Origin of the sequence: Embleya sp. NPDC020630, from assembly GCF_044334985.1 — a bacterium.
Taxonomy (GTDB): domain Bacteria; phylum Actinomycetota; class Actinomycetes; order Streptomycetales; family Streptomycetaceae; genus Embleya.
Window position 1 is genome coordinate 934,074 of the sequence record NZ_JBIRUB010000001.1, and the last position, 17,261, is coordinate 951,334.

The 17,261-nt window shown below is 65.9% G+C and carries 14 protein-coding genes and 1 pseudogene; 8 read left to right on the forward strand and 7 right to left on the reverse strand.

Annotated features, from left to right (window positions below; all coding sequences use genetic code 11):
• The first annotated feature begins 379 nt into the window (after positions 1-379).
• Positions 380-574, forward strand: coding sequence for a transposase (locus ACH4XV_RS03730; RefSeq protein ID WP_395786643.1), 195 nt, complete (start codon positions 380-382; stop codon positions 572-574).
• 1,259 nt (positions 575-1,833) lie between these two features.
• On the opposite strand, the gene ACH4XV_RS03735 is transcribed toward ACH4XV_RS03730, so the two are convergent.
• Positions 1,834-3,906 (reverse strand): hypothetical protein, encoded by a 2,073-nt coding sequence (locus tag ACH4XV_RS03735; protein WP_395786644.1) that lies wholly within the window; start codon positions 3,904-3,906, stop codon positions 1,834-1,836.
• Positions 3,907-4,203: 297 nt separating this feature from the next.
• Here ACH4XV_RS03735 and ACH4XV_RS03740 point away from each other — a divergent pair, with 297 nt between their 5' ends.
• Positions 4,204-4,920, forward strand: a complete 717-nt coding sequence (locus ACH4XV_RS03740) for a TIGR02391 family protein (RefSeq protein WP_395786645.1) — start codon at positions 4,204-4,206, stop codon at positions 4,918-4,920.
• 192 nt (positions 4,921-5,112) lie between these two features.
• Here ACH4XV_RS03740 and ACH4XV_RS03745 read toward each other — a convergent pair whose 3' ends face one another.
• The gene (locus ACH4XV_RS03745; RefSeq protein ID WP_395787085.1) at positions 5,113-5,235 is read right to left on the reverse strand and encodes a hypothetical protein; all 123 of its coding nucleotides are present in this window, start codon (positions 5,233-5,235) and stop codon (positions 5,113-5,115) included.
• A 15-nt stretch (positions 5,236-5,250) separates the two neighbouring features.
• On the opposite strand from ACH4XV_RS03745, the pseudogene ACH4XV_RS03750 reads away from it, so the two are divergent.
• The 6 genes and pseudogenes from ACH4XV_RS03750 to ACH4XV_RS03775 all read left to right on the forward strand — a co-directional run bounded on the left by ACH4XV_RS03750 (position 5,251) and on the right by ACH4XV_RS03775 (position 12,833).
• Positions 5,251-5,563 (forward strand): annotated as a pseudogene (locus ACH4XV_RS03750) (winged helix-turn-helix transcriptional regulator).
• An 89-nt stretch (positions 5,564-5,652) separates the two neighbouring features.
• On the forward strand, positions 5,653-5,997 hold the full coding sequence (locus ACH4XV_RS03755; protein ID WP_395786646.1) for an EthD domain-containing protein: 345 nt from the start codon (positions 5,653-5,655) through the stop codon (positions 5,995-5,997).
• Between the two features lie 656 nt (positions 5,998-6,653).
• The gene (locus tag ACH4XV_RS03760; protein WP_395786647.1) at positions 6,654-9,062 is read left to right on the forward strand and encodes a hypothetical protein; all 2,409 of its coding nucleotides are present in this window, start codon (positions 6,654-6,656) and stop codon (positions 9,060-9,062) included.
• 45 nt (positions 9,063-9,107) lie between these two features.
• Positions 9,108-9,596, forward strand: a complete 489-nt coding sequence (locus tag ACH4XV_RS03765) for a winged helix-turn-helix domain-containing protein (protein WP_395786648.1) — start codon at positions 9,108-9,110, stop codon at positions 9,594-9,596.
• Entirely contained in the window at positions 9,593-10,120 is a 528-nt protein-coding gene (locus ACH4XV_RS03770; protein ID WP_395786649.1) for an IS630 family transposase, read from the forward strand. Before ACH4XV_RS03765 ends, ACH4XV_RS03770 begins: the two co-directional genes overlap by 4 nt.
• A 109-nt stretch (positions 10,121-10,229) precedes the next feature.
• Positions 10,230-12,833, forward strand: a complete 2,604-nt coding sequence (locus ACH4XV_RS03775) for a hypothetical protein (protein WP_395786650.1) — start codon at positions 10,230-10,232, stop codon at positions 12,831-12,833.
• Positions 12,834-12,836: 3 nt separating this feature from the next.
• Here the strand turns inward: ACH4XV_RS03775 and ACH4XV_RS03780 are convergent, their stop codons facing one another.
• From ACH4XV_RS03780 to fxlM, 5 genes are all read right to left on the reverse strand, one after another.
• On the reverse strand, positions 12,837-13,613 hold the full coding sequence (locus tag ACH4XV_RS03780) for a hypothetical protein (protein ID WP_395786651.1): 777 nt from the start codon (positions 13,611-13,613) through the stop codon (positions 12,837-12,839).
• 83 nt (positions 13,614-13,696) lie between these two features.
• Positions 13,697-14,587 (reverse strand): NaeI family type II restriction endonuclease, encoded by an 891-nt coding sequence (locus ACH4XV_RS03785; protein WP_395786652.1) that lies wholly within the window; start codon positions 14,585-14,587, stop codon positions 13,697-13,699.
• Between the two features lie 219 nt (positions 14,588-14,806).
• Positions 14,807-15,619: a hypothetical protein gene (locus ACH4XV_RS03790; protein ID WP_395786653.1), complete on the reverse strand. Its 813-nt coding sequence runs from the start codon at positions 15,617-15,619 to the stop codon at positions 14,807-14,809.
• Complete coding sequence (locus tag ACH4XV_RS03795) at positions 15,583-15,900, reverse strand: endonuclease NucS domain-containing protein (RefSeq protein ID WP_395786654.1); 318 nt, start codon at positions 15,898-15,900, stop codon at positions 15,583-15,585. The genes ACH4XV_RS03790 and ACH4XV_RS03795 overlap by 37 nt, the downstream gene beginning before the upstream one ends.
• 119 nt (positions 15,901-16,019) lie before the next feature.
• Positions 16,020-17,237, reverse strand: coding sequence for a methyltransferase, FxLD system (fxlM, locus tag ACH4XV_RS03800; protein WP_395786655.1), 1,218 nt, complete (start codon positions 17,235-17,237; stop codon positions 16,020-16,022).
• Positions 17,238-17,261 lie beyond the last annotated feature (24 nt).

The following is a 17,261-nucleotide window of genomic DNA, read 5'->3' on the forward strand; positions in this document are numbered from 1 at the left end:
AGTCGCGACGAACTCGGCGTGCCACGACGCCGCGACGTGGCCATCGGCGCGGATGTCGCCAGGCAGCCGTGCACAGTACGCATGGTGCGCGGCCCACGACTGATGGTTACTGTATACCAAACGGTTGGGTTACTTGAAAGCCCGAGCGTGGGCTGTTCCGTCGGCCGACGGGGGCGCCGGCCGCGAACTTCCGTGTGGCGGAGTCCCACCCGGGGTGCGGCCGCACCGCAGACCGCTACGCCGGAACCCTCGCGGCCTTCCATGCCGGGGCGGGGCTGGACGCGGGAGTTGGCTCGGGTGGCGTTTCCCAAGGCGCTGCCTGGCATTGAGGATTTGTGACGGTCTCGGGGCGTTGTTTCGGGATACGGAGTTCAAGGAGGTGTTCGGAGTCCGTGGACGTCCGGGTGCCTCACCCGGCCGACTGGCCTTCGTGAGTGTCTTGCAGTCCGCCGAGAACCTCACCGGCCGTCAGGCCGCGTACGAGGTGCGGGCCGGAATCGATGGGAACTATCTGCTCGCTCTGGAGCTCACCGATCCGGACTTCGATCACACCGTGTTGGCCGGCTTTCGGTAACGGCTCCTGACGCATGGCCTGGAGGAGAGGCTCCTGGACCTGCTTCTGGAGCGGTTGACCAGAATGAGGTTGGTTGCCCCCGGTGGGCGGCAAAGCGCCGACTCCACGCATGTGCCGGCCGCGGTCCGGTCCCTCAATCGCCCTGAGTTCGTCGGTGAGACACTGCGGGTTGCGCTGGATGCGCTCGCGGGGGCGGCGCTGGACCGGCCGCGCGTGCGGATGCAACCGGCGTGGCAGGAACGCTACCGGGCATGTATCGATGTGTACCGGCTCCCGGCTCCCGGCTGGCGAGCGGGAGCGACGCGATATGGCTCGGCGGATTGTCGAGAATGGAATATCGGCCGCTCGAAGCGGTCTTCGGGGCAGCGGCGCTCCGTGGCTGCGGGAAATTCCCGCCGTCACCGTTCTGCGCACGGTGTGGGTGCGGGAGTTCACCCACGCCGTCGGTGACGGCGAACAGGGGGTGACCTGGTGGGAGGAGGACGATTTCCCGCCGATCAGGGTATTGATCGCCTCGCCTTATGACCCGCAGGCCCGGTGCGCGAAGAAATGCGCATCCGCCTGGGGTTGCGGAAGATCGCCGGGCACGGATCACTCTCGGCGACGCAGCGATATCTGCATCCCGCGCGCCAGTCGATCATCGACGCCGGGGGTGCGCATCAGGTACGTCTCGACCCGGCTTGGTCCACAAATGGTCCACAGATGATCTTGAATCGCCCACCAACCTGCAAGTGGTCGAAACCGGCAAGAGGCGCTGACGCGGAACGTTCAGCGGCTTGTCGAGGCCAACATGGAACGGATGTTGGGCATTCGGTTTCTTGCCTCCGAGTACCGCACGGGAGCTCGGCATCGTGGGCGGATCGACTCGTTGGGGTTGGACGAGAACAACCTGCCGGTCATCGTTGAGTACAAGCGATCACGGGACGACGGCGTCATCACCCAGGCGCTGTCGTACCTGTCGTGGTTGCGAGACCATCGGCACGAGTTTCACCGTCTGGTGGTGTCGATTGTCTCGGCGAGGAGGTTGCGGAGCGGGTCGACATCGACCGTTCGCGGATCCTGTGCATCGCCGCGGACTTCTCGCGGCACGACCGGCATGCGGTCGAAGAGGTCGGGCGCCGAAATAGATCTCGTGCAGTACGTGTACTTCGGCGCAGACTTGGTCCTCCTGCAGCACGTTGCGTCGGGGTTCGAGCCCACCACCTCTGCTGTCCGAGGCGCGGTCGCTGATCCGGAGAACGGTGGAAGCGACCCGGGTCTCACGGGACCGCGGCGCGTTGGGGGCGTAGGTCTTCGCGGTCGAGGATGGCCAGTTCCAGGCCATGTTCGATGCACAGCGCCTCGGCCGCGTCACGTCGTTCGTCGGGGATGGCGCCTACCGAGGCCATGAGGTGGAAGTCGACGCCGAGTCGGGCGCTGGTGTCGATGTCGTGGCGCAACTGCTCGTCGTCGAACGCGCCCGGATTGGTCTTGACCTCGCCGGCGACGAGTTTGCCGTGCCAGACGCCATACACGTCCACCTCGCGCCGAGCGCCGTCAGCGAAGCGGGTGTTCACTCCGGGGATCAGGTGCGACGAAGGATCGTCGGCCCTCACCGCAGCGGCGGTCATCAAGTGGGGGAGGATCCCGTTGTCGGCGGCCTGGTCGATGTACGTGCCCAAGCGGTACACCACCGTCGGACCCTCGTCACCGCGGGAGTATCGCGCCGGTACGCCGCAACCGGGGCAGGACGCGGGCCCTTGCGTCTCCGTCAAGGGGACAAAAGTGTGGTGCCCACACCCGCCGCATCGCGACTCGAGACCGCGTTCGGCCCACCCCACCGAACACAACGCCTCCAGTACGTCGGGCACTTCGTCGCGGTGCTCGCGTAGTCCGTGGTCGGATTTGAGTTCGGCAACCGAGCGGTACGTCCTGCGAACGCGTCCGCCCCACGCCTGGGCCAGCTCGATGAGCGCGACGTCGTCACTATCGCTCTTGTGGGCCCGTTTGAGTTCTTTCAGCAACTCTTTGGAACGCTTGGTATAGAGCGCGATGATCGCCTCGTACACACCCTGTCCCAGCAGGACGCTCGGGTCCTGCCTGGCGACCACACCTTCGGCGATGCGTCCCTTGTCGGAGAGCCCCCACTCCGCCGTCGCGTCATCCAGCAGGCGGCGAGCTGCTTCGACCGGTTCCGGAACCGTCAACCGCAACGAGAAGCCATCCGTGGTGATTCGGGTCGTCTCGATTCGTCCCCGGTGCCAACGGGCGCCGGAACTGATCATGTCGGCGACGCCAGGGCGTCGCGGCAGCCCGTCGAACGCCGCGCTGCGCAGGCGCACGAGCACGGAACCCAGTACTGCGCTGTCGAACCGTACGGGGGAAGGGATCTCGATCGTCGTGCCCTCGGCATAGAAGTGGGCGTTGACCTCGGTCGTCAGGCCCCACGACCGTGGGTGCAACAGCCAAGAGCGGGGATCCCGGTTGACGGTGAACGTGACGGGTCCACCGGGCTGCGTGAACCTCCGAGGCTCTTTCGGGGCGTCCTTGGAGGTCAGTCCGAGGGACCGGGCGAAGGCTTGCAATTCATCGTGGGAGATGCTCGGGCCGAATACGGCCACCTCCGACGAGGGCCCATTGCATGCCCGCGCGAAATTCACCAACTGCTCGCTGAATCCCACCCAGTTTTCGACACCCGAGCGTGGAACCAGGAATACGTGCGAGTGGGCCAGTAGTCGAGAGCGCAGGGCTCGCAGGTTCCAGAACCACGTGCAGACCGCGGTGTCGTCCGGGTCGGTGACGACGAGAGTGATCGGACCGCCCGCGAGCGTGGCGACTTCCATGCCGTGTTCGCGGAACTGCTTCGTGGTGCGCTCCAGTAGGGTCGCCCCATGGAGCTGGGCGGGGCCGATTTCCGCGTCTGTCATGGGCCTGCGAACCGCACACAGAGTCTGGGCCTGGGCGAGGACCTCGTCGTCGAGGTCGCCCGCGACCGCGACCTGCCACAGCGGGGCCTGTTCTTCGGCCACGACCAAGCCGACACCGCCTGGGTCGGCGAACACGGCGGCCCAACTGCACGGAGCCAGGCCGGAGTCCTCGTCGTCGATACCGGCGATGGGAACCAGCGGAAGCTCGACCAGCCGAGCGATCGACGCCGCCCTTTGGGCCTCGACATCGACGTTGACCGCAGCCTGGACATCCGCTGCCTCGATCATGTTCCGAACTTCGTTTGAAAGCTCACCTTCGACCCCGACCTCCACGATCGGCTCGGTGATCCCACCCCACCGTGTGCACGCCTCGCGCACCGCGCGACGAAACCCATCCGCGCTTCCCGCCGCGACCAGGTAGACCACACGCGAAGGCAACACCGCCACTTGCACGGGAAACTGGCCGAGATATTCTCTTCGCCGCACGAGCACCCGCTCCCATCCGCCGCCGGTGAAGCCAAACCGGCAGCGACGGTTGCCTACGGGCCGACCCGGCCCGAAACCGATGAAACGCTGATCATCCCGCCGATCGCGCGGTGGTGCCGGGTATTTCTCCGACTTTGCCGGCGCCGTTGACCGACGAGGTCCGACCACGGTGCCGGCATGACCGCGTCCCACGGAAAACCACTCACCTCCGTGTGTGGCCGCCCCTACGCTTCGAGCGTGGACCATGCTTACGCCGTCGAGAAACTGACCCAATTCGTGGAGGGCATCAACGCCCACCTGGACGAGATCGACCGAAGCGGCCCTTATCAATGGCCCGAAGCCTCGGACGAACTGGAGCTCCAAGAGGTACGCGCGCGGTTGATCGAGAACGCGTATGTGCCCACTCTCGGCGACTACGAGCCCCCGGGAAACCAGCGCGACAACTGGGTCCTTGCACGGTACGCGGCGATCCAGGCTTTGGGCCACGCACGTTCCCGAGACGAGATCACCGCCTTCCTGCGCCCAACCTCCCCTACGCTCGCCGCCGACTCGCTCCACCCATGGGTCTGGGAGTCCGCAGCCCCCTTGTGGGCGGCCGACGCACACCAGGACGCCGTCCTGGCCGCCGCGCGCACGATCAACCGCCGCCTGCAGAAAAAGCTTGACCGCCACGACATCGGTGAGACCGACTTGTGCCTACAAAGCTTCGACGCCAAGGAACCGGCCCCGGGGAAGCCGCGGTTGAGGTTCCCCGGCGACCGCGCCACGCCTACGTGGAAGGCCCGCCAGGAAGGCGCAAAGTTCACTGCCGCCGGCGCCTACCTCGCGATACGGAACCTCGCCGCACACGAAGAGGCCGTCGGTTGGGAGCAACAGCAGGCTCTCGAGTATTTGGCGACGTTCAGTGTGATTGCACGATGGATCGAGGAGTGCATCGTGGAGGCGGCCCCTTGAGTGATCAAGGGGCCCGGGAGCGGTATTCGCCCCACGCGGTGTCGGCGCCCCGGTGACCCCTCTGGACCTGTGGCGGAAGGAAAGGGACCTCGCCGTGTCAGCCGCGAAGCTCCTACGTTTGGTCCGGGTGCCGAGACGAGGTCGGGACCGGGGCGTCGACCACAGAGCGGGGCACAGAGCCCACGTGGTCGTCTACGACGGGAACAGGTCGAAGATCCGGGTGACGATCTGTTGGGTGACGACGCAGGCGATGCCCGTGAGGACTCCACCGAGCAGGGACAGACGTTCGCGGCGGTTCGGAAGACAGTAGGACATGGATGCTCTCCCGAGATCGTCGACAAGTGGACGGTGGTCGTGCTCTACGGCCTCGGTAAGGGCCCAGTAGGCCATGGCGAGTTGATCGAGTTGATCGGCGGCATCTCCCGCAAGGTGCTCACCCGGATACTGCGTCGGCTCAAGGCCCATGGGCTTGTCCTGCCACGCCTACGCCGAGGCGCCGCCCCGTGTCGAGTACAAGCTCATCTCGCCCGGGGAGACGCTGATCGAACCGATTCACATGCTGACCGAGCGGGCGAGAGCCAACGGCGACGCGGTGCTCGACGCGCTCGACGCCGGTCCCGAACCGGTCGCCCCTGGACACTGAGTCCAGGCTCTGCGGCCCGTCTGCCGATCAACTCGTTTGGCTAGCATGGGAAGTTACCGAGCACGGCTAAGGCTGTCGCAAGGAGTTCCGTGATCAAGATCAGCATCTTCCTGACCCGGCGCGCGGACCTCACCCACGAGGAGTTCGTGGAGTACTGGACGCACAAGCACCTGCCGTTGATCGCGAACGTGACGGACGGAGCGGTGCCGGTCCGGCGCCATGTCCTGCTCCTGCCCACCGGCGACGAGATCCCTGGCCTACGCAGCACCTACTACGACGGCGTCGTCGAGGTCTGGTTCGACGACACCGACGACGCTGCCTGCTGGTTCACCTCCGAAGCCTTCACCACGACCGTCGCCGCCGACGAGGAGAACTTCCCCGATCGCTCGCTCACCCGTTTCCCCTACACCACCGAAATCCCGATCGGCCGTTGACCGGCGCCGTCGCACCGGCAGCGTGATCCGCCTCATTCGTATGCGAGTCGTCGGTGCGAGTGTCTTCGTTCGGGGTGCTGGTGGCCGTCGCCGCCGTACCCGTTCAAGGCGGCTGGGATCGTGGACGACGTGGTCGAGAGCTATCTCTCGGGGTGCGGGCGCCATGCTGCGACAAGATCGGTCGGCAGGCGCGAGTCAACTTGACCACTCCGCCTGCGAATGTTCGCCCGAAGCCACTGTCGGATCGACCTGGAACCCTCGATGCGTGAGCGATGGAAGGCAAAGCGTGGTCGCCCAGGAACGCTTGGGCGAGTCCGCCCGAGGACCTGGAGGGCGCAGCGGTGTGCCGGACGCCGGCGCGCCCGTTGATGACAACCGAGGCGAACGTCTGCTCGGATCGGCGAGTGTGCACAGCGGAGCCGATCCACCATGCGGGACCACCCGCACGTCGCCGAGATAGTTGTGGGCTTCGACGCGGGGCAGCGCCAAAGCTGGTCAAGGTATCCACTATCAGGCCGCCGTCCCGGCGTGTTTTGTGTGCGGATGTGGCCTGCGAGGCATGGCCGACATATGCGACGACTAAGACTGCGTGGTTCTCGACGCACCGCTACGGTGAGTCGTGCGGCAGCTGATAGCACGATGCCACCGAGGAGCACATGAACGAGCCTGTTTCGCCGGACGCTGCTGCTCGGTCCGACGGTGAGGAGACATCTGCAGCCGCTGTGGCCGGAAAAGCCGTGCGAGGTTCGAGCCCCTACGCGACGGGCGGTGGCGGCGTCTCGTTCGCGCACCGCGTCGCGGCTGTGTATTTCGCGGGCATGCTGACTGGTGCACGACGGGCGGAGGCATCTGATCTGCCGGTCCGGAAGGTCTCGTTTCAAACCGGTCCGGTGCACCCGGTGGACGACCTTCTGATCGAGTGCGGCGATGAGGCAGCCGAGGTCCTCATTGCCGTGGCATGTCGAGCAACGCCAAACTTCGTCCCCAGCCATAAGGAGACAGTGGAGCTCGTCGGATCATTGCTGGCCGAGGTCGAGAAGTTCGACACCGATACCCACCAGGTCGCCGTTGCGGCTGCCGGCCGGTCCAACCAGTGGGACCAGCTGGCAACGCTTTGCGATGTCGCGCGTGCTCATGCCGACCCGGAATCGTTCCAAGCGTCCATGGATGTTGCCGGCCGCTGGGCGAGCCCGGTTGGTGACCGCCAGAAGTACTTTCTGAAGATGGTCGAGAAGGCCGTCGAAGACGACACGACGCCAGAAGAGGTTCTGCGGCTGGCTTGGCGGTTGCTTGGTCGGTTGCACATCCTCGGTTTCGCGGTGCAGAGCCCGGACGAGGGCGACCGTGCGGTGGTCGCGACGTCGCTGGACGGCGTTGCCTCGGCTGCCGCTGACGGGGTGGAGGTCCGGGACCGGCTCGAGATTGAGGCAACTCGCTACGACCGGACCGGTGCCGTGGTGGACCTCAAGGTACTTCGTCGTGACCTTCACGTGGTCTTGGACTCCGCCGCGACTCGAAGCCGGCACGCCTGGTCGGTACTTACCGAACAGCGGAGGTTGGCCGTTGCTCGTGTGCGGACCACTATCGGTGACGAGTCATCCGGTGGGCCGGTTGAGATTCCCTTCTCCGACCGCCGCGAGAAACTCACCGTTGCCTTGCGCGAAGCCGGTACTCACGCTTCGGCTCTGTTGGTGTCCGGCGAGTCGGGCGTCGGCAAAAGTGCCTTGACACTGTCGGCCATCGCGGAACTGGAAGCTGCTGACCCCGTCGGGTTCCAGGCGGTCACGGTGAACTTCCGCAGCCTGCCGCAGTCGAGTTCGGATCTGCGCGCTGTACTGCGGATGCCGATGGAGGACGTGCTCGCGGAGCTATCAGCGCCCAGTCGGGTCTTGGTCGTTGACGCAGCTGATGCCGTTTTGGAGCTGTCTGCCGGCCTGTTGAGTGACCTGGCGTCGGCGGCGACCGCGGCGGGCGTTGGGCTCGTCGTGGTGACATCCGACGCGGCATTGGACTTCGTTCGGGAGCTGATCGAGTTGGGGTTTTCGAATCCCATTTCATCCTTCGCGATGAGGCCGTTGGATGACGAGGACATCTCGGCTGTCTCGGATCACTTTCCGCTGCTGCGTGCGGTCCTGCGAGAGCTGCCCGAGAACTCTCTGCTGCGTAGACCCGTTGTGCTGGATCTTCTGGCTCGGACCGGGGCGGAGCCGGACCGCTCACTGGGTGAGTGGGAATGCCTTGAGCTGGTGTGGAGCAAGGTTGTCCGGCGCGATGGACGCCCCGGTGCCGGCTCGGCGGAGGCGCGCGAACGCACATTGCTCGCCGTAGCCGCAGCGAGGATGAAACTGCCTGAGGACCGTCGCCCCGGCGCAGGCATCGATGCCGCAGCGGTCGATGCCCTGCGCCGTGACCATCTGCTCGCACCGCCGAGCAGGTATCAGGACTGGCCGGAGTTCGCACACGACGAAGTCCGGCGGTACGCAACCGCCATCCTTATCGTCCGAGGCCCGAACCCGACCGAGTTGCTGGAGGTAATCGGGGCACCCCGGTGGGCGCTGTCGGCCACCACTCTCGCGTGCAAGGGACTGCTGAAGAAACCGGACGCTCGACCCGTTCCGACGTTCGTCGAACTGCTCTCGCGATTCATGGTGTTCGCGGCAGCGTACGGTCCGCGATGGACCGATGTCCCGGTGGAGGCGCTCCTGGAGACGCCGTTCGCGTACGAATGCCTGAAATCAGCGCTCCCCGATCAGTCGGTCTGCCTTGCACTCGGTGACGTGGTTCGAATCGTTCAGCAGAGGCACAGGGTCAATGGGCTAGCCGACCGTTTGATCTCGAGCCCCGTTGTACGTGTTCTCCTCGATGAAGAAAAGCCATGGGATGTGTCGAAGGAGTCGTTCGAGCTGCTCGCGGACTGGCTGCAAGCCTTGTCCCTGGCAAACGTGCCAACCGGCAACGAACTACGAATCCGACTGCGGGAACGTCTCCTTACTTACTGGAACTCGCTCCCTCCACTCGAAACCAGCAGGAACGAGCTACCTACTGACGTTTCCGGGTCCGATTGACGGTGTGTCAAATGTGGGCATACCCGCTGTATGGGGAGCTCGGGGATGACCCCGGTGGAGCGGGAGCGCCGGGAGAGGTTGCGGTTGCGGGCGGCTGGTTGGTTCGCGGAGGGTGTGTCGCAGGCGGAGGTGGCGCGTCGGTCGGGTGTGTCGCCGCAGGCGGTGTCGGTGTGGCATCGCGCGTGGGTGGACGGCGGGGCGGAAGGGTTGCGCTCCGCCGGCCCGCCGGGTGCCCACCGGCGGGTGTCGGACGAGGGCTTCGCCGAGGTGGCGGCGGTGTTGGAGGCAGGTCCGGAGGCGGCCGGGTTCACCGGGCAGGTCTGGACGCTCGCGCGGGTCGGGCGGGTGATCACGCAGGTCACGGGGGTGGTGTACGCGTCCCCGTCGAGCGTGTGGCGGCTGTTGAGAGCGCACGGTTGGTCGCGGCAGCGGCCGGCGCGTCGTGCGTTGGAACGGGACGAGGAGGCGGTGACGACCTGGAGGAGCACGGTGTGGCCCCAGGTAAAACCACCGCAAAAAGGACGGATGCGGTGATCGTCTTCGCGGACGAGACCGCGCTGTCGCTGCTGCCTCCGGTCCGCGCGACGTGGGCTCCGCGGGGCCGCACCCCGATCCTGCGGGTGCGGATGGGGAAACGGCCGAAGACCTCGCTGGTCGGCTGGTGCTGTTACCCACCGAACGGGCTGCCGAAATTCCTGTATCGCATGGTGCCGGGCTCGGTCACCGATCGGGAACTGATACGCCAACTACCCGACATACACAGGACTTTCGATCGCCCGATCGTCCTGGTGTGGGACAACCTCGGCAGTCATCGCAGCCGGCGGATGCGCGCCTTCGCCGACCGCGTCGACTGGCTGACCCTGGTCTTCCTGCCACCGTATTCTCCCGACCTCAACCCGGTGGAAGGCAGTTGGGCGCATCTGAAGAGCGGGGCCCTGGCCAACCTCGGCGCCCGCACCCTCGACGAACTCGTCGCCGTCGCCCGCCAAGGCCTGCGACACATCCAACAGCACCCCGCGCTCCTCAACGGCTTCCTCGCAGCAACCGAACTGACATGACGAACCAACAACAACCGAATTCGCAAAGCTCAGTAGGCAGGTACCGCAACGTCGTCGACGTCGACGCGACCTCGACCACCGCCTGACCGACGAAGCGTTCGTCGAAACAATGGCGTTGCTCGGACCGGAAATCGACGATGCCGTCGAGGCATGCCTTCGGGTCATCGCGGACGACGCGCCCGGGTTCCTGGCTCCGGCGGCGGACTCGCCACTGAGCGCTCGAGCGTTGGCGCAGAAGGATCCGGAACTTTTGGCGACGTTGATGGAGGCCTACTACATCGACGACGAGCCGAACTGGCATCGAGATGAAGGCGTCCGACGCCACCATGGCCGGTGGACCGGCATCGGGCCACCGTTCTTCCAGTACTACTTCGGTGGGTTCTGGCAGTTGTTCCAGACAGCGCCGTTGCGGACCTCGGTGCGGGTATTGAACAACATCCTGAACAGCGGTGCACGGGCGCGTGTATCAACATTGTCTCGACATGATTCGACTGATGAACTGGTCGGCTCCCTCGACGCCCGGGACGAAAACGCTGACGGCCAGACAGAGAACGGCGTGAGTGAAGCCCGTGGTGCTGTCCTGAGCCTAGACGGCACTGCCCGCTTGTACGTCGGCGATAGCCACGTGTGGAGTTGGTACCGAGGGACGTCGGTCGGCCCATACTCGGCGATGAGTGCGCTCCAGGCGATGGAACGCCTCGTCGACGCATGGTTGAGTCAGGGTGCGTCGCCGAGGAAGCTCGTCGCAGCACTCTTGGACGGCTGTGAGAACCTGGCGATGCCGGGGATGCTGTTCGGTTTGCTCGCGCGCAATATCGAGAACATCGACACCGAGCTTGACCCCTTCCTCTCAGAACCCGTCGTGTGGGAACTGGAGTTCGCCCGCATGACGAATGAGGACTCGGGGCTGCGTGCGACAACCGAAGGTCTCGCGAACCTCGAACGCCGCCAATGGACACCGCGTGAAGTCGCCATGTGGCTACTGACGCATGGTGAGGAGGAGCGGGCCGAGGCTTTGAAGAAGCTCGCCGACAAGCTTGTCGAGAACGGCGACCGGCTCGGTATCAGCCGGCAGCTTACGAAGAACTGGGCCGCCAGCCTGGATTCGGACCAGTACCGCCTCAAGCAGTACGGCGACGAATTCTATATCGAGGTCGAACCGCCTCCCGAGTTGCGAGCCGCACAGGAAGCACACGCCGCCCAACAAGAGACCGTGCAGACCGGCCTGCGGCTGCAGAATCGGTACTGGGGGTCGGCCAAGCACGACGCCGGATACGTGCCGCCCTCGTCGGAGGAGATGGCCGCAGACCTGGCGGCAGGCCGTGCCTTGCCCGAGTCCGATGGGGATCTGGTACCCACCGGTCCTGTGAACGCCGTTGCCCATGTCGTTCGAGCAGCGGTTGAACGAGCCGCCACCGGCGATATGGAGGCGCTGGGTAACGAAGTGCACTTCGTAATCGAATTCGTCATCGGCATCGCATCGTCATTCCGGGACGTCGAAGACCAACGTGACGATAGCCAGTACTTCGATCTTGGTGCCGACCGAGCCGTGGCTCAGGCCGTGCCGGCGTTCCTCACACCCGCATTGGCCGCGCCGCTGGCAGCGGCCGGCGCCACGACCGAAGATGTCGCCGAGGCCGGTCTGGCGATGGCGGGCAAGGCGTCCTTGGAGACTCGGCTGCACCTGGCGCGCGGATGCGATGTCGTCTGGGCGACCCCATGCCACTCCGATCCCTGCCTCCATCGGACCGCGTTGAACTGGTTGCTCGAGACGGCCCGTATCGCAGAAATCGGTCCGTGGGACCAGGACGCCCAGCGACGATCGAGCGTCCGGATCGCCGGTGACGTTGCCGAACGCATTCGGCAACTATCGCATGACACCATCGACATCGCGGTTCTCGACGCAGCCATTCGCGGACTCGGCGCAGCCGCATCGACGGTCCACTGTTGCACCGACGACGCAGCCACACTCCTCACCACGTTCCTCGACGTCCAGCGACGCACCATGGTCGCGCAGGAGAACAACGGCTGGGCAGCGGACGACCGCGGGATGCACACTCTCGTCGCCGCACGGGCCCTACTCGAAGGCTTCGCCAACAGCGGTGACGCCGGACCGATGCTCGAACACCTCGATGCCCTTCGCGCAGACGCAGGGCTGATGACGAATTTTCTCCATGGTCTTGCCGCCGTTGGTGCGGAAGACGAACGCTTGGCCGAAGCCGCCCGAGCTGCCTGGCCGTCGTTGCTTCGCCACGCCATTGGCTACCTGAGTGACGACCTGAGCCCCTACCGCGACGATCACTGGGGTGACTGGGCCGCCGCCGCGCTGCTACCGGAGCCCCTTACATGGGCGCGAGGCCTGTACAACGAGATCGTCGGTCAACCCATCGACTGGGTCCGCGCTGAAGACCTCGTCGAGTCGATCGGCGATTGGCTGCCGGCTGCTCGCGGGCAGGTCAAGTCTGTTGACGCGCTCGTTGGCATGCTGTGGAAGCTGCCGGAGGAAGTGCAGGCCACCCGCGGGGTGCAGTGGGTTTCCGACCTGTGCATTCAAGATGGACGTGTCACGGTGAAGCAGTCGCGGCTCTTGAACAGCTGGCTCAAGGAAATCCGTAGAACGGCCGAAGAAGTCGGCAAGTTGGCCGAGTGGCAGATTCTCGTCGACTCCTTGGTCGTTGCCGGAAACGAGGGACTGGCGCCGTTCAGTAGGTGACGATTATGAAACATCATTGGCCCATGCCGGTACAGGCCACGTCGTGACGTCGCCCAAGGCCAGCTTCATGGGGCGGAGGAGCCTTGACGCGAGCTCGGGGGCCGCGCGATTCAGTGCGAGGCCTGCGGCTGCGAACCCGGCTGTCTTGTACGCATCTCTTTCTCCGGGTGTGCGGATGCCGAGGGTGCGTGCGCGTGAGATGAAGGTTGAGTCGGCGATGCGAATCAGGCGGTTGTAGGACGTCATCCCGAGGTCCGCCGCGAGTTGTAGCCCTTCGGACCATGCCGGATCGTATCCGTTCGTCGGCCAGGCGCGTTCGTACATCCTGTCCATGGCGGCGATGTCGTCCCTGGAGGCGGTGCGCAGTCGTTCGAGCAGGGCTGCGATGGTCTCTCCCGTGGGGCCGAGGTACCAGTGCGCGGGTACTCGGCGGAGTACGCGGTAGTGCCAGATGTGGTTGCCCGGACGGTCGGTGGTGGGGGTTCCCTCGGCCGAGACCAGCCAGAACGAGTAGGGGATTTCCGGGACGTCCTTGGCGTACTTGCCGTGGGCCCACACGTGCTTCCCCGCACAGTAGGGCTTGCGGCGAACCTCCGGTTTTCCGTTCGCGAGAACCGGCACCGGGGTTCCACGCAGCCAGGCTGCGTAGTAGTCGTAGGGGTCGTCGCTGAAGCCGCGTCCCGACGGGAGGGTGACTTTCCAGCCGAGGTGCTCGGGTAGAGCGGCGGGGTTGAGGCCTAATGAGGCCCAATCGGGGGTGATTCCGTAAGACTCGGTCACAGCGATTCCGATCTCGTGTGCAGCCGAACCGAGTGAACACGAGATCAGTGCCGGAAGTGATCGTGTTGACCGAAACGATCGAGTCAGTAATCCGTCGGCCCCAGTTGGGGGGCATCGGTCGGTCGAGCGCGTGCGTAGGGGGTGCCTTCGATTGTGATCACCGGGCGGGTGTCGTCGGGGCGTGCCGGCACGACACGCGTCGAGATCCAGGATCCCTTCGCCGGCACTGGGAGTTGAAGCTCGCGGGCGATGTCGGGATGTTCTTTCTGGTGGCCGAGGATGATGATGCCGTCGTTGCGGAGGTGTCGGCGTGCGTCGCGGACGCGCTTTGCCGGGTCGGTCTGGTGGGCGACGGTGGCCATGGGTTCGCGGGGGATGATGCGGTCGCGCACGTGTCGGAAGAGTTCGTTGATGCGTTTTTGGCCAGAGAGGTGACGGGCCAAGATCAGCTCGCGGGTTCCGGTAGGTAGGTGCAGGAGGAAGTTTTCGGGGAGGTCGCCGGAGCGTACGAGCCAGTGGATCGCGCGGCGGCCGGCGGGGGACAGGCGGTATTTGCGCTCCGGTGGCCCCGGCAGGACCGTGTCCTCGGTGATGTGGAGAAGCCCGACGGAGAATCGTGAGTGCTCGTCGTCCGCGGTGAGCAGCAGGGCCAGGTGGTCGTGGGCTTCTCGTGGGAGGGTCCACGCGCCGGTGAACGAGAAACGTGGGTGGACGTGGTGCCCATCGATGGCGTAGTGGAGTGTTCCGGCCGAGAAGCCGTACGTGACACGGCAGATGATGCCGACCTTGGCGGCGAGGTAGGTCTTCTCGGGCTTCTCCAGCGTGTTCACGTCGTAGCGGCCGGTGCGTTGACCATCCAGCACTTCGTCCAAGGATCGACGGAGGGCATCCCCGAAGCGGGTGAGCGAGTGGTCGTGCCGCCGGAACCAGGTTGCCACTGAGTGGATCGGGTCCGCCGACTCAGGGCGTGTCACGGTGCTTCCATGCGAGTTCCGGTTGCAGCAAGCGATTCGCGGTCGGTTCGTCTCGGTGAGCCCACATTCCGACGTTAGGAGTCGCCGCCCTTTCGCGGGTGCGATTTGCCGTCATCATGAGCACTTTGGCTTATTATTACTGAACATCCATTTCGGGTCAGGAAATGGGGCGTGGTTGCCTCGCCGACTGTCGCCGATGCGCGGCGACAGCCTGCCCGGTCACGGTGTCACGTGCTCCGGGAAAAATCTGCTGTTCAGGATCGCGAGGGTGGTGGCGTTGGTCAGTCGGCAGATCGGAAGCTGCAGGGCGAACATGCCCCTGTCCCAGACGGCTTCGGCTCGGTCGACCGTCTTGAGCCAGCGGACCGGCAGTACGTACTCGGCGACGTCGGGGTCGTTCTCGTCGCCGGTGTGGCGGTACCTTCCCACGAGTTGCTGATCGGCCAGGCGCACTGTTCCGTCCCCGAGAACGGCGTCGGCGAACGTTGTCGGCTCTCCGCACACCTCGCCGATGCCCACGTACCCGAGTTTCGGGATGTGGAGGTTGATCCGCTGTCCCGGCCGCGGTCGGCGCAGGCCCTGGGAGTACCACTTGCCGCCGCCGGCGGAGATGAACCCGAATCTGCGGGCGTCGTCCCACGACCGGGTGCCGCCGTCCTCTCCCATCGTGGAGTACCAGTCGACGCCGTTCCACGGCTCGCGCGTCGCGGACTTGCCGGCGCGGGGCGCGGGTACGGCTTCGGCTTCGTCGCGCAGCCAGGTTCGGGCGAGGTATCGGCGGTCGTCGTCCTCGTAGTAGTGGAAGGAGACGGCGTTGACCGGTACACCGAGATCCGCGAGATAGCCGACGATCCGCTCGGTGGCCTCGTCCAGGCGCGCCGCGACGATCGTCACGCGATGTGCCGCGTTCAGCTCCTCGGGCGCGGACGTGCCGAACCGCTCCTCGAACGCGGCCTCGAACGTCGTGTCGCCGCCGCGATAGTCGGCGAACAGCTTCAGGATCTGCGTGTGTGGGAAAGCGTCGCCGCCCACGACGCGTAGTCCAAGGCCTGGGCGATCACCTCTCGCGCTCCTCGGTCGCGCTTCAGCTCCAGGACGCGCAGACCACCCTCCTCGTCCACGGCGAGGAGATCGACGAACCCTCCGTGGGCGGTGGGCACCTGTCGCCCGATCAGCAGGACGGGTTCACCGAGGACGTCCGGCTCTGCCTCGATCACATCCTCGAGGTCGCGCTCCAGAGGCATCCTCGCCGACCGCAGGCGCTCTGGTCGTCCCAGGTCGTCCATCCGCCATATCGCGATCTCGGTCGGCATGTCCCCCCAGCCCGTCGAAATGCCTGTCGCACATGCAACTGCCCTCTGCCACGCATTGTTCCGACGCCGATTGCGGACTGGCCAAGGGGGACGAGCGCCTGCCCAGAGCGTTCCTGATGTCAGTAGACGACGGATAGTTGGGAGAGGTGTTTGGTGATCAGGCCACCGGCGGGGGCGGTGGCGTCGTGGGTGCCCGCCGGGTGGACGGTGATGCGCGGTTCGGCGTTGCGGTTGTCGTTCCAGGCGTGGATCCCGTCGCACATGCGTTGTGCGAGGCTGTGGCCCTGGGGGCCGTGGGCGTGGGCGCCGAGTTCCCAGTGTGTGGGGCCTTCTGCCGGGTCTTGGCGGCGCAGGGTGAAGTAGGCGAGGGAGGTGGAGGCGTCGTCGACGAGGGCGGCGCTGCGGGAAGGGATGGCCGGGGTGCAGCGGCCGGAGTCGACGGCGGTGGGATCGGCGGCGATTCGGCAGGTGCCGGGCTCGGATGCGGCCAAGCGCAGCCAGACTCCGTCGAAGGATTCGCCGGCGGTGACGAACACGTCGGACCAGACGGTGTGCCGGGGTTGGTCGAGGACTCCAGTGAGGGCTGTGGGGTCGATGTTCTGATCGTCGTCCCAGTGCAGGGCGACCTCGCCGTCGGCGTCGATGGGGGCGGTGACTTCGCCCTCCTGGCCGACCATGGGCACGAAGCCGCAGAGTTCGACCGAGTCCGAGACGAGGACGTTGTCCTCGGTGAGGGTGAAGGCGACGGCTCGGGTCTGGCCGCGCCAGCGGAGTGGGGCGACCAGGCGGCCTTCGGGCGCGAGTTGGTGCCACCAGGGTGTGGGGATGTCCCAGGTGCCCACGGTGACGACGATGCGTTGGTAGGGGGCGTGCTCGGGTGCGCCCAGGACGCCGTTTCGGGTGATGACGCGTACGGCTTGGTTGCCGGTGGCGTCGAGTGCGGAGCGGGCGCCGGCGGTGACCTCGGGGTCGATGTCGAGGGTGACGACTCGACCTGTCGGTTCGGTCAGGCGCTGGAGGAGTGCGGCATTGTAGCCGGTTCCGGCGCCGATTTCCATGATGTTGTCTCCGGGGCGGACTCGGAGCTGGTGGAGCATTCCGGCGACGATGCCGGGGCCGGAGGCGCAACTGAGGGCGATTCCGGTGTCGTTGCGCTTGGTGATGACGGCCTGTTCGGCGTATGCCTCGTCGAGGGGGGCGTCGGGGACGAACATGTGACGGGGGAGCGCGCGCATGGCGTCGGCGACACGCGGGTCGAGTGTGGGCCTGCCGCGGAGGAGGCGGTCGACCATGTCTCCTCGCAGGGTGTCGGGGGTCGGTCCGGTGGTGGTCGTCACGGAGATGCTCCTCGGAGGTTGTGG